General features: G+C 64.8%; 11 protein-coding genes. 3 read left to right on the top strand and 8 right to left on the bottom strand.

Features of this window, described 5'->3' with window-relative positions; all coding sequences use genetic code 11:
* On the top strand, positions 1 to 951 hold the full coding sequence (pfkB, locus tag ACNFCH_RS05680) for a 1-phosphofructokinase (protein WP_416742415.1): 951 nt from the start codon (positions 1 to 3) through the stop codon (positions 949 to 951).
* Positions 948 to 2,684 carry a PTS fructose-like transporter subunit IIB gene (locus ACNFCH_RS05675; RefSeq protein WP_416742414.1) on the top strand — a complete coding sequence of 579 codons (1,737 nt, stop codon included), beginning with the start codon at positions 948 to 950 and terminating at the stop codon, positions 2,682 to 2,684. The genes pfkB and ACNFCH_RS05675 overlap by 4 nt, the downstream gene beginning before the upstream one ends.
* Positions 2,685 to 2,748: 64 nt before the next feature.
* On the opposite strand, the gene ACNFCH_RS05670 is transcribed toward ACNFCH_RS05675, so the two are convergent.
* Entirely contained in the window at positions 2,749 to 2,970 is a 222-nt protein-coding gene (locus tag ACNFCH_RS05670) for a DUF3820 family protein (RefSeq protein WP_416742413.1), read from the bottom strand.
* Between the two features lie 200 nt (positions 2,971 to 3,170).
* Between ACNFCH_RS05670 and ACNFCH_RS05665 the strand changes: the two genes are divergently transcribed.
* Positions 3,171 to 3,647 (top strand): ferritin-like domain-containing protein, encoded by a 477-nt coding sequence (locus ACNFCH_RS05665; protein ID WP_070094161.1) that lies wholly within the window; start codon positions 3,171 to 3,173, stop codon positions 3,645 to 3,647.
* A 4-nt stretch (positions 3,648 to 3,651) separates the two neighbouring features.
* Here the strand turns inward: ACNFCH_RS05665 and ACNFCH_RS05660 are convergent, their stop codons facing one another.
* The 7 genes from ACNFCH_RS05660 to ACNFCH_RS05630 all read right to left on the bottom strand — a co-directional run bounded on the left by ACNFCH_RS05660 (position 3,652) and on the right by ACNFCH_RS05630 (position 13,628).
* Complete coding sequence (locus ACNFCH_RS05660) at positions 3,652 to 5,148, bottom strand: diguanylate cyclase domain-containing protein (protein WP_416742412.1); 1,497 nt, start codon at positions 5,146 to 5,148, stop codon at positions 3,652 to 3,654.
* A 200-nt stretch (positions 5,149 to 5,348) separates the two neighbouring features.
* Entirely contained in the window at positions 5,349 to 6,683 is a 1,335-nt protein-coding gene (locus ACNFCH_RS05655; RefSeq protein ID WP_416742411.1) for an OprD family porin, read from the bottom strand.
* A gap of 204 nt (positions 6,684 to 6,887) precedes the next feature.
* The gene (locus tag ACNFCH_RS05650; RefSeq protein ID WP_416742410.1) at positions 6,888 to 7,112 is read right to left on the bottom strand and encodes a hypothetical protein; all 225 of its coding nucleotides are present in this window, start codon (positions 7,110 to 7,112) and stop codon (positions 6,888 to 6,890) included.
* Positions 7,113 to 7,248: 136 nt separating this feature from the next.
* A complete protein-coding gene (locus tag ACNFCH_RS05645; protein ID WP_416742409.1) occupies positions 7,249 to 8,649 on the bottom strand; it encodes a heavy metal sensor histidine kinase in 1,401 nt (466 codons plus the stop codon).
* A gap of 45 nt (positions 8,650 to 8,694) precedes the next feature.
* Entirely contained in the window at positions 8,695 to 9,366 is a 672-nt protein-coding gene (locus ACNFCH_RS05640; RefSeq protein ID WP_196163744.1) for a heavy metal response regulator transcription factor, read from the bottom strand.
* 9 nt (positions 9,367 to 9,375) lie between these two features.
* Positions 9,376 to 12,468, bottom strand: a complete 3,093-nt coding sequence (locus ACNFCH_RS05635) for a multidrug efflux RND transporter permease subunit (RefSeq protein ID WP_416742408.1) — start codon at positions 12,466 to 12,468, stop codon at positions 9,376 to 9,378.
* The gene (locus ACNFCH_RS05630; RefSeq protein WP_416742407.1) at positions 12,465 to 13,628 is read right to left on the bottom strand and encodes an efflux RND transporter periplasmic adaptor subunit; all 1,164 of its coding nucleotides are present in this window, start codon (positions 13,626 to 13,628) and stop codon (positions 12,465 to 12,467) included. The genes ACNFCH_RS05635 and ACNFCH_RS05630 overlap by 4 nt, the downstream gene beginning before the upstream one ends.
* Positions 13,629 to 13,705 lie beyond the last annotated feature (77 nt).

Here is a 13,705-nt window from a genome sequence, read left to right as displayed (position 1 = left end):
ATGGCCAAGATCCTTACCCTCACCCTGAACCCGGCGCTCGACATCACCGTCAGCCTGGACGCCCTGCGCCCCGGCCATGTCAATCGCAGCCACAGCCAGCACAGCCATGCCGCGGGCAAGGGGCTGAACGTCGCCCAGGTCCTGGCCGACCTGGGCCACAGCGTGACCGTGGGTGGCTTTCTGGGGCGCGACAACCTGGAGCCGTTCGAGGCGTTGATCGCCTGGCGGGGCTTTGCCGACTGCTTCGTCCGGGTGCCGGGCGAAACCCGCAGCAACATCAAGCTGGTGGAGGCCGATGGCCGGGTCACCGACATCAATGGCCAGGGGCCGGACGTCGACGAAGCCGCGCGGATCGCCCTGATGCGTCGCCTGGAACAGTTGGCGGCCGGGCACGATGCGGTGGTGGTGGCCGGCAGCCTGCCGCGAGGCGTCGATGCCCAGTGGTTCCATCAGCTGTTGCTGCAACTGAAGCAGCAAGGCCTGAAGATCGCCCTGGACACCAGCGGCGAAGCCTTGCGCGCCGGCCTGCAGGTCGGGCCTTGGCTGGTCAAGCCCAACACCGAGGAACTGGGCGAGGCGCTGGGCGCCGAGGTGCATACCGCGCACGCGCAACGTCTGGCCGCCGAGCGGCTGCTGGCCAGTGGCGTCGAGCATGTCGTGGTGTCCCAGGGCGAGCAGGGCGTGAGCTGGTTTGCCCAGGATGGCCAAGCCTTGCACGGACGACCGCCGAAGGTGCAGGTGGCCAGCACTGTCGGCGCGGGTGATTCGCTGGTCGCGGGCATGGTCCACGGCCTGCTGCAAGGTGAGCCGCCTGAACAGACCCTGCGCCGGGCCACGGCCATCGCCGCCCAGGCGGTGACCCAGGTCGGCTTCGGGATCCGTGACCGCGAACAGCTGGCCCGCCTGCAAGACGCTGTGCAACTGACAGAACAACAAGAGGGTTGCCGATGAACATCGCCATCATTACCGCCTGCCCCAACGGCCAGGTGTCCAGCGTGCTGAGCGCGCGCCTGCTGTCGGCCGCCGCCCGGCAACGGGGCTGGCTACCAGTGGTCGAGGTGCAGGATGCCGAGCATGCCGAGGGGCGTTTGAGCCCGGCGCAGATCGCCGAGGCCGACTGGGTCGTGGTGGTCAGTACCGGCCCCGTGGACCTCGAACGCTTTGTCGGCAAGCGCGTCTATCGCAGCACACCGGCCCAGGCCCTGGCCGACCGTGAGCGTTTTCTCGATGAGGCGGCGACCCAGGCCCAGGTACTGGAGGCGCAGGCGCCTGAGGTGACCGCGGCGATCGGTGCGCAGCCCAGGCTGGTTGCTGTCACCGCCTGCCCGACAGGCGTGGCCCATACCTTCATGGCGGCCGAAGCGCTGCAGCAGGCGGCCAAGGATCTGGGCTATCTGCTGACAGTGGAAACCCAGGGCTCGGTTGGGGCGCGCAACCCGCTCTCGGCCGAGGCCATCGCCGCCGCCGATGTGGTGCTGCTGGCCGCCGACATCGAAGTGCCCACGGCGCGCTTTGCCGGCAAGCGCATCTACCGCTGCGGTACCGGCGTCGCGCTGAAGCAGGCGCGTGCCACCCTCGACAAAGCGCTGGCCGAAGGCAAGGTCGAGGTGGGTGGCGAAGCGTCAGCCGAGCCTGTGAAGAACAGCGAGAAGCGCGGCGTCTACAAGCACCTGCTTACCGGTGTGTCGTTCATGCTGCCGATGGTGGTGGCCGGTGGCCTGCTGATCGCCTTGTCGTTCGTCTTCGGCATCGAGGCCTACAAGGAGCCCGGCACCTTGCCCGCGGCCTTGATGCAGATCGGGGGCGAGGCGGCGTTCAAACTGATGGTGCCGCTGCTGGCCGGCTATATCGCCTGGTCAATTGCCGACCGCCCGGGGCTGGCGCCCGGCATGATCGGCGGTCTGCTCGCCAGTACCTTGGGCGCGGGCTTCATCGGCGGCATCGTCGCGGGCTTTCTGGCGGGCTACAGCGCCAAGGCCATCAGCCGCTGGGCACGCCTGCCGAGCAGCCTCGAGGCGCTCAAGCCAATCCTGATCATTCCGCTGCTGGCCAGTCTGTTCACGGGTTTGGTGATGATCTACGTGGTCGGCCAGCCGGTGGCGGCGATGCTCGAAGGCCTGACGCGCTTCCTGGACAGCATGGGCACCACCAACGCCATTCTGCTCGGCCTGTTGCTCGGCGGCATGATGTGCGTCGACTTGGGCGGTCCGATCAACAAAGCGGCCTATGCCTTCTCGGTGGGCCTGCTGGCCTCTTCCAGCTATGCGCCGATGGCAGCGACCATGGCGGCCGGGATGGTGCCGCCGATCGGCCTGGGCATCGCCAGCTTCCTGGCTCGGCGCAAGTTCGCCCAGAGCGAGCGCGAGGCGGGCAAGGCGGCACTGGCCCTGGGGCTGTGCTTCATCTCCGAGGGGGCGATCCCGTTTGCCGCCAAGGACCCGCTGCGGGTGATTCCGGCGAGCGTCGCGGGCGGCGCGCTGACCGGGGCGCTGTCGATGTATTTTGGCTGCAAACTGATGGCGCCCCACGGCGGGCTGTTCGTGCTGCTGATCCCCAACGCGATCAATCATGCGCTGCTCTATCTGCTGGCGATCCTGGCGGGCAGCCTGCTGACGGCGGTGGTGTATGCGGTGATCAAGAAAGGGGAACGGGTGGAACTGGCGGTGGCGCCGGTGAAGGGCTGAAGGGCCAGGTGTCGGGGCTGCTGCGCAGCCCTTTCGCGACACAAGGCCGCTCCTATAGACGGGGCTAGCGTGGGTGCTTGCGCCGCAACGGCGTCAGCAGTTCACCCAGCCCGTTGTGATCGATCTCATGCATCAAGGCCAGCAACCCGCCCAGCTCCCCAGGCGGAAAGCCCTTGCGGGCGAACCAGGCCAGGTAGTCGCCGGGCAGGTCGGCGATCAGGCGGCCTTGGTACTTGCCGAAGGGCATGGTGCGGATGACCAGCAGTTGCAGGGTTTCAGGTTTCATCGCCAGCCCTTTGCTCAACAAAGCGCCGACCATACTGCAAACTGCACGAACGCCCAAGCGGCGATCATGCAGAACGCCGTTTCAGGCGTTTGGTCAGTGCTTTTCAACCCATTGATTTAATTGGTGTTTATTGGCGTGACGGATTTGGCACGATGCCTGCTCCAGTTCAGGTGACTATCACCTGCCAAGGAGTTCGCGCCATGAGTCATCCAAACAAAGACGTGATCGATGTACTCAACGACCTGATCGAGTACAGCAAGGACGGCGAAAAGGGTTTCAAGGAGTCGGCCGAAGACGTCAAGAACACCGAGTTGAAGGCCTTCTTCGTCCAACGTGCCGGTGAATGTGCCAGCGCCGCTGCCGAACTGCAAAGTGAGGTACGTCGCTTGGGCGGCGATCCGGAAACCTCCACGAGCCTGAGCGGTGACCTGCATCGGGGTTGGGTCAACTTCAAGTCGATGTTGACCGGAAAGAGCGAGGAGGCGGTGCTCAACGAGGTTGAGCGCGGCGAGGACTACGCCCTGAAAGCCTACAAGGATGCCCGCGAGAAGCTGGTCAAGCTCGGTCGTAGCGCCAGCGATCAGACCTACGCGTTGGTTGAGAAACAACTGCAAGGTGTGCAGCGCAACCATGATCAGGTCAAGGCCCTGCGCGACGCCGCCCGCGCCCGGTCCTAACCCCTTACGCGTCCGGGCCTTCGACCCGGTTGCGGCCGTTGGCCTTGGCCCGGTAGAGCGCCTCGTCCGCGCTGCCCAGTAGTGCCGTCAGGTCCTGCTGGGTGCCGGGGACGTGAATGCCGATGCCAATGCTGACGGTCACCGGGCGCTCGTCGCCTGCAAAGCTTGGCAGTGCCTCGACTTCAGTGCGAATTCGTTCGGCCAACAGGCGTGCCCCAGCCAGGTCCGTCTCCGGCAGCACCACCTGAAACTCCTCCCCGCCATAGCGCGCCGCCAGATCCGCCGGGCGACGAATACAGTGTTCGAGCGTGCTGGCAACCTCGCGCAGGGCATGGTCACCCCCGGCATGACCGTGACGCTGGTTGAACGATTTGAAGTGATCCACATCCACCATGAGAATGGCCAGCGGCTGGCGATTGCGCTGGGCGCGTGCCCATTCCTGTCGCAGCACCTGGTCCAGGCGTCGACGATTGGCCAGGCCCGTGAGGCTGTCGGTGGCCGCCAGGGTCGCCAGGCTTTGCTCGGCTTCATGACGACGACGCAACTCGCGGCCCAGCAGCAGGGTCAGCCAGAGGATGCCGATGCACAGCATGCCGGTGGCCACGCTGACCAGGATCGCGGTACGCCGCCAGGACTGAAACACCTCATCGGCCGAGTCCACCACCAAGACGATCAAGGGCAGGTCCGTGACCCTGGCGAAGGTATAGATATGCGGCGTGCCGGCCGACCCCGACGGTGCAGTGAAACTGCCGCTGCGCTCGCTGAGGATGCGCTGGAAATTGGGCCGTTCGCTGAAGTCGCTGCCGATCAGCGGGTCCTGCGGGCGAGAAGGCTGGCGGGCCAGCAGCTGACCGTCGGTGTTGAGCAGGTTGATGCTGCTGTCGTTGCCGATGTCCAGGCGCTCGAACAGTTCGCTGAAATAGGACAGGCGCAGGGCACCGGAGGCGATGCCGGCGAATTCGCCATTGGGGCCGGTAATGCGCCGGCTGAAACTGATGCACCAATCCAGATCGCCGAGCCGTGCCTTGAACGGCGGGCTGATGAACAGCCCCAGACCTGGGCGGTCGCGATGGGCCTTGAAGGCGACGCTGTCGCTGAGATCGGCTTGCCTTGGTGGCACGCTGAGCGAGTCGCCGAGGACTTTGCCGGTAGCATCGAGCCAGAGGATGTCGCCACGCACCGGGGCGGCGAAGGTCTGGTTGAACAGGATCTGCTGGCGCAGCTCAGGCGAGCTGTCCAGTAGCTCGGGGTGATTCACCGACCAGATCAGCCCGTGCAGGGTCTGGTCGTAGAGTTCGACGTTGCGCAGGATATCGCTTTCGATGAGCTGGACGATGTTGCTCGAGGAGCGTTTGGCCGACTGTTCCACACTGTCGCGCTCGCGGCCCAGCAGGTAGCTGACGATCGCCACGATGGCGAGCACGGCGAGGCAACTGCCCAGGTTGAGGATCAGTTCGGGGTGCGACCTGTACAGGGTAAAGCGCGATGATCGGGTGGGCATGTTCGCTACTGCACAGGCGGGGCCATTCTGCGGCGGCGGTATTCTAGGGAAGCCGTGATTGTCGGACAAGATTCGTTCGACGGAAAAACGATGACAGCCGCTGTGCGGCTTTTGCCTGCCCCTACAGGGGACGATGGCGTCCTCTGTAGGGGCAGGCTTGCACCGCGATCGAGGGCAAGACCCTCGCCGGGCTTTTCAGGTCAGAAGATGTTCAACGGATAGTCGACGATCACCCGCACTTCATCGTTGTCGCTGTTGCCATCGATGGCCGCGTAGCCCTGGCTGCCACGATGGCTGGCATAGCGCAGCAGCACCGACAGGTCCTTGAGGTTGCCCTCCTGGAACACGTACTTCACGTCCAGGTCACGTTCCCAGTGCATGGCATTCTTGCCTTCGGGGTTGTAGTACGCGTAGTGGGTGGGGTCCTGCTCGGCTTTGGTCAGGTCCGCTTCACCGCGCGAGTACGACAGCGAGGTGCTCAGGCCGGGCATGCCGAGGCCTGCGAAGTCATAGTCGTACTGCAGCTTCCAGGACCGTTCGTTGGGCGCGTTGAAGTCCGAGTACATGCGCGAGTTGTCCAGGTACACGCTGTCGCCCAGGTTGATGTAGTCGAACGGCGTGTTGCCGTTCACGCGTTGGTAGGCGGCCGTGATGCTGTGGTACCCGGCATTGACCGTGAAATGCAGGCTGTAGGTGTTGTTGTCGATGTTGCCCAGCAGCGCCTGACCGGTGTCCTGGGTGTGATAGAAGTGCAGGCCCGGGTTGAGGCTGACCAGATCGTTGACCACATAGGTGTAGTCGAAGTCGACGTAGTACTGGTTCCAGATGTCCTTCAGCTCGGCGGCATAGAGGTTGGTGGTGACGTTCTCGGTACCGCTCCAGGACAACCCGGCCCAGGTCAGGTGGTCGCTCTTGGTGCCATCTTCCAAGCTGCCGTAGTAGGTGTCGATGCGGCGGTGGCCGCTCTGGTTGTAAGGCTTGGTGAAGCTCGCCTGGCCACCTTCGAGCAGCAGCCCGTCGATGCTGGTGTTGGTCAGGCTCACGCCGCGGAAGGTCTGCGGCAGCATGCGCGACTCGCCACCGGCGATCACCGGGTTGGTCAGGAACAGGTCACCGGCCTTGAGCTCGGTGTCGAAGGCCTTGAACTTGATCGCCGCGCCGGCAGTGGAGAACGAGTGCGGGGCCGCCCCCGGCTCGCCGTCGTCCTGCACGTGCTTGGGCAGGATGCTGGTGCCCGAATGGCCGCCCCCGCCGTCGAGCTTCAGGCCCAGCATGGCATGGGCATCGACGCCGACGCCGATCACGCCGGGGGTGTAGCCGGATTCGAAACGCGCGACGAAGCCTTGGCCCCATTCACGCAAGTCGCGTTCACCGGTGTTGAGGTTGTTGCGATTGAAGTAGGCATTACGAAAATGCAGGTTCAGGGAAGAACCCTCGATGAAGCCATCAGCCTTGTCTTCATCGGCCTGTACAGCGAACGGCATCGTTGCAGTCAGTGCAATGAACAGCGGGGTAAAACGAAACGCGGAAGACACCGGTACGAGCTCCTTTGGTCTGGCGGTGGGGTCGTTGTTGTTCTGGGATTTGAAAGTTTCTTGTTATGTACTCACCAGCGTGGCTGATTGTTTTGGCACATAAAAAAAGCCGCTGATCGGCAGCGGCTTTGAAAGGCTAACATATTGGCGCATAGGGCGCCCGTGTGAGAGCCAAGGGAAAAAACAGGAGCGGGAAACAGTCGATCAGCTATCGGCGTTGTCGTCGGCGACGGCCTTGGAAGCTGTCTGCTGTACGTCTTTCGCCACATCGGCTTTCTGCGCGGCATAGGCTTCGCGAGCCTGTTGATGGACAGCTGCAAGTTCTGCGTTACGGGCAACAAAGGCCGGCGATTCTTCAGCCATGGCCAGAGGCGACAACAACAGGGAAGACAGAATGAAAACGCTGGCAACACCCATACTGTTGGACATTTAAAACAACCTTCTTGCGATGCAAGTGTTAACGGGGACAGGCATAAGTTAGTCCCTTCAAACACGTCGAAACAGGGCGATGTTGGAGAAGCACTGTTGCGCAAAAAGTAATGATCAGCTGGGAAAATGCCTGGATCTAGGGCGCAAACCCGCGTCCTTGAGCGCTCGGCAGGCAAATGCCGAAGGTGTTGGTGCCAGCACTGCTGCGCACGAAGACATCGCCGCCATGCATCAAGGCGATGGCTTTGACGATCGCCAGCCCCAGCCCGTGATTGCCACCGCCGCTGTTGCTGCGTGCCGCATCGACCCGATAGAAGCGCTCGAACAGCAGGGGCAGGTGCGCTTCGGTGATGGCCGGCCCCGGATTGCTCACGGCGATGCTCACCTGGTCGGGGCCGGTCTCGATGCGCACCTCGATGACCTGATGGGGCGCGGTGTGCTGCACGGCGTTGTTCAGCAGGTTGATCAAGGCGCGGCGCAGCTGGGCTTTTTCGATCGGTGCCTGGGCGTCGCCACTGACGGTGACGCTGACCTGGGCGTCCTCGAGGATGTAGTCCAGGTAATCCAGGGTCGTGGCCACTTCCTCGGCCAATGATGCCTGGGTGAGGGCGGTGGCCTTGGTGCCTTGGTCGGCGCTGGCGAGGAACAGCATGTCATTGATGATGCTGCGCAGGCGCTCCAGCTCTTCCAGGTTCGATTGCAACACCTCGAAGTAGTGCTCGGCGCTGCGCCCTCGGGTCAGGGCGACCTGGGTCTGGCCGATCAGGTTGGTCAGCGGTGAGCGCAGTTCATGGGCCACATCGGCGTTGAACGCCTCCAGCCGCGAATAGGCCTGGCTGACCCTGTCCAGTGCGGCGTTGAAGGCATCGGCGAACTGGGCCAGCTCCGGGGCCAGGTCCTGGGTTTGCAGGCGCCCGTGCAGACGGGGCGGGGCCAGTGCCTGGGCTTCGGCCGACAGGGCGAGCAAGGGCCGCAGGCCAATGCGTGCGACCCAGTAGCTGAGCAACGAGGCCAGCAGCACGCCCAGCACGGCCAGGCCGACGATGGCCAACAGCAGGCTGTGCTGGGCCTGCCAGAACGTCTCGGTGTCGATACCGATCAGAAAGCGCAGCGGCGGGCGCTCGCCCAAGGCGGGTAGCTCGCTGAGCAGCACTTTGTAGGGATAAGGGCTGTCGGCCAGGTGCAGATCACGCATGCCGGGCGGGCCTTCGGCGAAGTGGCGGACCTGTCCATCCGGCTGGCCATACTCGTAGGCCGGGTTGCCGCTGACCACCCAGAAGCGGATGCGCCGGTCTTCCTCGGCCAGCAGGTTGAGCTTGTTGTTGATCTTGGCCCAGTGCTCGGGCGTGCCATAGCGGTTGAGGGTGGACTCCAGCACGCTGAAGCGGGCATCGAGCTCGGCCGCCGGCAGCAGGTCGAGGCTGCGGTCGACCTGTCGATACAGGGCGCTGCCGATCAGCACGAACACGCCCAAGGCCACCAGGGTGAACAGCGCCGAGAGGCGCAGGGCGATGGGGGTGCCGGTAGAGCGTCGCATGCTCAGGCATCCTCTGGGGCGCGCAGCGCCCCCGGCGATGTGGATTCAGGCGCGGTTTTCCAGGACATAGCCCATGCCTCGGATGGTGTGCAGCAGCTTGTTGTCGAACGGGCCGTCGAGCTTGGCACGCAGGCGCTTGATGGCCACTTCGACGACATTGGCGTCACTGTCGAAATTGATGTCCCAGACCAGCTCGGCAATGGCCGTCTTGGACAGGATCTGGCCCTGGCGACGGGCCAGCACACTGAGCAGCGAGAACTCCTTGGCGGTCAGGTCCAGGCGCTGGCCGGCGCGGCTGGCCTTGCGGCTGATCAGGTCGATCCACAGGTCCGCGACCTGGATCTGCAACGGCTCGTGGCTGCTGCTGCGACGGGTCAGGGCCTGCAACCGGGCCACCAGTTCCAGGAAGGAAAACGGCTTGCCCAGATAATCGTCGGCGCCTTCGCGAAGGCCATGGATCCGGTCCTCCACCCGCTCGCGGGCGGTGAGCATGATCACCGGCGTCTGCTTGCGTGCGCGCAAGGCGCGCAGCACGCCATAACCGTCCAGGCCCGGGAGCATGACGTCCAGCACGATCACCGCGTAGTCGCCTTCCAAGGCCAGGTGCAGGCCGTCGATGCCGTCGCGCGCCAGGTCCACGGTAAAGCCCTGTTCGGTCAGGCCACGATGCAGGTAGTCGGCGGTTTTCTCTTCGTCTTCGATGATCAGCACACGCATGGTCTTGTCTCAACTGGCACGGGGCGCGAGCGCCTTGGCGGCCCGACGGCGATGGAACAGGCGTTCCAGGGCCAAGTATATGACCGGGGTGGTGAACAGCGTCAGGGCCTGGCTCACCAGCAGGTCACCGACCACGGCGATCCCCAATGGCTGGCGCAGCTCGGCACCGGTGCCGAAGCCGAACATCAACGGCAGGGCGCCAAGCAGGGCGGCCAGGGTGGTCATGATGATGGGGCGAAAACGTGTCAGGCAGGCCTGGTGGATCGCCTGCTCCGGCGTCATGCCGTGCGTGCGCTGGGCGTCCAGGGCAAAGTCGATGAGCAGGATGCCGTTCTTCTTGACGATACCGATCAGCAGCACCACGCCGATCAGGCCCATGATGCTGAAGTCCTGGCCCATGGCCCAGAGCAGGATCAGCGCACCCAGGCCCGCCGAGGGCAGGGTGGATATGATGGTCAGTGGGTGGACGAAGCTCTCGTAGAGCACGCCCAGGATGATGTATACCGCCACCAGCGCAGCGAGGATCAGCCATGGCTGGCTCGACAACGAGCTCTGGAACGCCTGGGCCGCGCCTTGGAAGTTGCCGACGATCGAGTCGGGCATGCCCAGTTCGCGCTGGGTGCGCTCGAGGATCTTCACTGCATCGCCCAGGGCTACGCCTGGCGCCAGGTTGAACGAGAGGTTGGCGGCCGGGAACAGCCCGTCATGGCTGATCGACAGAGGGCCGGTACTGGGCGTGGCCACATGGGCGAGCGCCGACAGCGGCACCATCTCCCCGGACAGCGGCGAGCGCAGGTAGAAGTAGTTCAGGCTCTCGGCCTTGCCGCGCTGGCGGGCATCCAGTTCGAGGATGACCTTGTATTGGTTGGTCTCGGTCTGGAATTCGCTGATCTGCCGTTGGCCGAAGGCATCGTACAGCGCCTGGTCGACGTCGGTGGTGGTCAGGCCGAAGCGTGCGGCGGCCTGGCGGTCGATTTCTATGCGGGTGACGCTGGCGCCCAGTTGCAGGTCGTTGGACAGGTCGCGGATCGCCGGGTTTTCCCGCAGGCGGTCGGTCAGGCGCTGGGTCCAGAGGTTCAGGGCGACGCCGTCGTTGCTTTTGAGCACATATTGATACTGGGTGCGCGATGGGCCGGAGCTCAGGTTGATGTCCTGCCCTGCGCGCAGGTAGAGGACGATGCCCGGCACCTGGGCCAACTTGGGGCGCATGCGGTCGATCCATTCGCTGGCCGAGACATCGCGTTCGCCGCGGGGCTTGAGGGCAATCCAGAAGCGGCCGTTGGCAATGGTCTGGTTGCTGCCAGTGACGCCCACCGAGTGGGAAAAGGCGCGCACTGCCGGGTCAGCTTCGAGAATCTTCGCCAGTGCCTGGTGCTTTTCCACCATGGAGGGGTAGGACACATCGGCGGCGGCCTCGCTGGTGCCGAGGACGAAGCCGGTGTCCTGGAGGGGGAAGAAGCCCTTGGGGATGCCCACGTAGCCGGCCACGGCCAGGGCCAAGGTCAGGCCGAACACGCCGAGGGTCAGGCGCTGGTGGGCCAGGGCATGGTCCAGGCCCTTTTCGTACACGCGCAGCAGGCGTTGACCGAAACCGTCGTGCGTTTCACGGGGCGGTTTGCGCATGAACAGCGCGCAGAGGGTCGGCGCCAGTGTCAGGGACACCACCACCGAAATCAGGATGGTGGCGGTGGCGGTAAGAGCGAACTCCTTGAACAGCCGGCCGACCACACCGCCCATGAACAGCAACGGAATGAACGCGGCGATCAGCGAGAAACTGATCGACACCACGGTAAAACCGATCTCGCCGGCGCCCTTGATCGCCGCCGTGCGGCTGTCGTCGCCGGCCTCCAGGTGGCGGTGAATGTTCTCCACCACCACGATGGCATCGTCGACCACGAAGCCCACGGCGATGACGATCGCCACCAAGGTCAGGTTGTTCAGGCTGAAGCCGAACACGTACATCAAGGCGCAACTGGCGATCAGCGACACGCCCAGCACGCTGGAGACCACCATCGTCGCCGACCACTGGCGCAGGAACAGCGCCATCACCCCGATCACCAGCGCCACGGCGATCATCAGGGTCAGTTCCACCTCGTGCAGCGAAGCACGAATGGTCTGGGTGCGGTCGTTGAGCACCGAGACCTCGACCGAGGCCGGCAGCATTTCCGTCAGCTTCGGCAGGGCCGCCAGCACCCGGTCCACGGTGTCGACGATGTTCGCCCCGGGCTGGCGAAAGATCACCAGGTTCAACCCAGGCTGGTCGCCCGACCAGGCCTTGACGTAGGCGTTCTCGGCCCCCTGGATCACCTTGGCCACATCGGATAGGTGCACTGGCGCGCCATTGCGATAGGACACGATCAGCCGGGCATAGTCCTCGGGGTGGAAGAGCTGGTCGTTGGCGGCCAGCGTCGAGACACTGTGCTCGCCATACAGTGCGCCCTTGGCCAGGTTCAGGCTGGTCTGCTGGATGGCCTGGCGGACATCGGCCAGGGTCAGGCCGATGGCGGCGAGCTTTTCGGGCTGTGCCTGGACGCGGATGGCCGGACGTTGTTGGCCGGTGATGTTGATCAGGCCGACGCCGTCGATCTGGCTCAGTTGACGGGCGAGCAGGGTCTCGGCGTAGTCGCTCAGGTCATTGCCGGGCATCTGCGCAGAGCTGACGGTGAGGACCAGCACCGGGCTGTCGGCGGGGTTGACCTTGCGCCAGGTCGGCGGATTGGGCAGGTCCTGGGGCAGGCGTGCGGTGGCGGTGTTGATCGCGGCCTGGACTTCCTGGGCGGCGGTGTCGATGTTCTTGTCCAGGGTGAACTGCAGGATCAGGGTCGTCGAGCCCAGGGCGCTGCTGCTGGTCATCTGGGTCATGCCGGGGATGGCGCTGAACTGCACTTCAAGGGGCGTCGCCACCGACGAGGCCATGGTCTCGGGACTGGCGCCGGGCAACTGGGCGGTGACCTGGATGGTCGGGAAGTCCGCCTCCGGCAGCGGCGCCACCGGCAGGCGTGGGAAGGCGATGGCGCCGAGCAGAATGAGGGCGAAGGTCAGCAGCAGGGTTGCCACCGGGTGATCGATACACCAGGCCGACACACTGTTGCGCGAGGTCATGGCTGGCTCCGGCGGTCGGCCATTTCCGGGGCGGGCGGCACCTGAGGGGTGACCTCCACGCGGGCGCCGGGCTTGAGCCGCGACTGGCCGTCGAGTACCAACCGGTCCCCAGGCTTGACCCCGGCAACGATGTTCAGCGTGCTGTCCTGGTAGAGCACCTTGACCGGCACGCTGGTCACCTTGTCCCCCTCCAGTCGATAGACGAAGTGCCCGTCAATGCCACGTTGCACCACCGGCGGTGGCACCACCAAGGCGTTTTGCTCAAGGGCGGTGCGCAGCTTGATGGTCACCAGTTGGCCCGGCCACAGGTGGCCGTCCTTGTTGTCGAACTCGGCCTTGACCCGCACGGTGCCAGTGGTGGCGGAGACTTGGTTGTCGATCAGCGCCAGGTGACCTTCGCCGAGCAGGCTGCTCTGGCCATCGGCATCCAGGTAGGCCTGGACCACGGCTGGTGTGGGGGCCTGCAGCAGCTTCTGCAGGGTCGGCAGCATCTGTTGGGGCAGGGCGAACTCCACGGCGATCGGGTCGATCTGGGTGACGCTGAACAGCCCTTGGGTATCGCTGGTGCGCACCAGGTTGCCAGGGTCGATGTTGCGAATACCGACCCGCCCGGTCACCGGCGAGCGGATCTGCGTGTAGGAGAGCTGCACCTGGGCGTTGGCGATGGCCGCCTGGTTGCCCTTCACCGTGGCCTGCAACTGGTTGACCAAGGCCTGCTGCTGGTCGAGGGTCTGTTTGGATACTCCATCGTCGGTGCTCAGCAAGCGGTAGCGCTTGAGGTCGACGCCAGCCACCTGCAGTTGCGCCTGGCTTTGGCCAAGCTGGGCGCGGGCCTGGTCAAGGCTGGCGCTGATCGCGCGGTCATCGAGGGTGGCAAGCAGATCGCCTTCCTTCACCCACTGGCCTTCCTTGACCAGCACCTGGGTCAGCACGCCCTCGACCTGCGGACGCACTTCGACACTGTGCAGCGACAGCACCGAGCCGAGGGCACTGGCGTAGCGCGGCACGTCCTGCTGGACGACGCTGACCACCCGCACCGGAATGGCTGCCTGTGCACGGGCCCCCGGCGGCGTCTGGCGTTGGCCCAGCCATCCGCCCAACGTGGCCAGGGCCAGGAGGGTCAGGGCAGCGAAGACTAGAGAGCGGGGCGGATGTCGCATTGGGTCGGGCACCGTAGCCGAGAGGGAGAAAAGCGGTTCTTCACTGTTTCAGGTTATAGCGCCTGGATCGGGTCGTG

It is taken from the genome of Pseudomonas sp. NY15354, assembly GCF_048068075.1.
Taxonomy (GTDB): Bacteria; Pseudomonadota; Gammaproteobacteria; order Pseudomonadales; family Pseudomonadaceae; genus Aquipseudomonas; species Aquipseudomonas guariconensis_C.
Note: the sequence above shows the minus strand (reverse complement) of the source record. Positions and strands in the feature narration are given on the sequence as shown.

Coding starts and splice junctions, on each gene's coding strand:
- pfkB (WP_416742415.1), top strand. CDS start 1: ATGGCCAAGATCCTTACCCTCACCCTGAACCCGGCGCTCGACATCACC.
- ACNFCH_RS05675 (WP_416742414.1), top strand. CDS start 948: ATGAACATCGCCATCATTACCGCCTGCCCCAACGGCCAGGTGTCCAGC.
- ACNFCH_RS05670 (WP_416742413.1), bottom strand. CDS start 2,970: ATGAAACCTGAAACCCTGCAACTGCTGGTCATCCGCACCATGCCCTTC.
- ACNFCH_RS05665 (WP_070094161.1), top strand. CDS start 3,171: ATGAGTCATCCAAACAAAGACGTGATCGATGTACTCAACGACCTGATC.
- ACNFCH_RS05660 (WP_416742412.1), bottom strand. CDS start 5,148: ATGCCCACCCGATCATCGCGCTTTACCCTGTACAGGTCGCACCCCGAA.
- ACNFCH_RS05650 (WP_416742410.1), bottom strand. CDS start 7,112: ATGTCCAACAGTATGGGTGTTGCCAGCGTTTTCATTCTGTCTTCCCTG.
- ACNFCH_RS05645 (WP_416742409.1), bottom strand. CDS start 8,649: ATGCGACGCTCTACCGGCACCCCCATCGCCCTGCGCCTCTCGGCGCTG.
- ACNFCH_RS05640 (WP_196163744.1), bottom strand. CDS start 9,366: ATGCGTGTGCTGATCATCGAAGACGAAGAGAAAACCGCCGACTACCTG.
- ACNFCH_RS05635 (WP_416742408.1), bottom strand. CDS start 12,468: ATGACCTCGCGCAACAGTGTGTCGGCCTGGTGTATCGATCACCCGGTG.
- ACNFCH_RS05630 (WP_416742407.1), bottom strand. CDS start 13,628: ATGCGACATCCGCCCCGCTCTCTAGTCTTCGCTGCCCTGACCCTCCTG.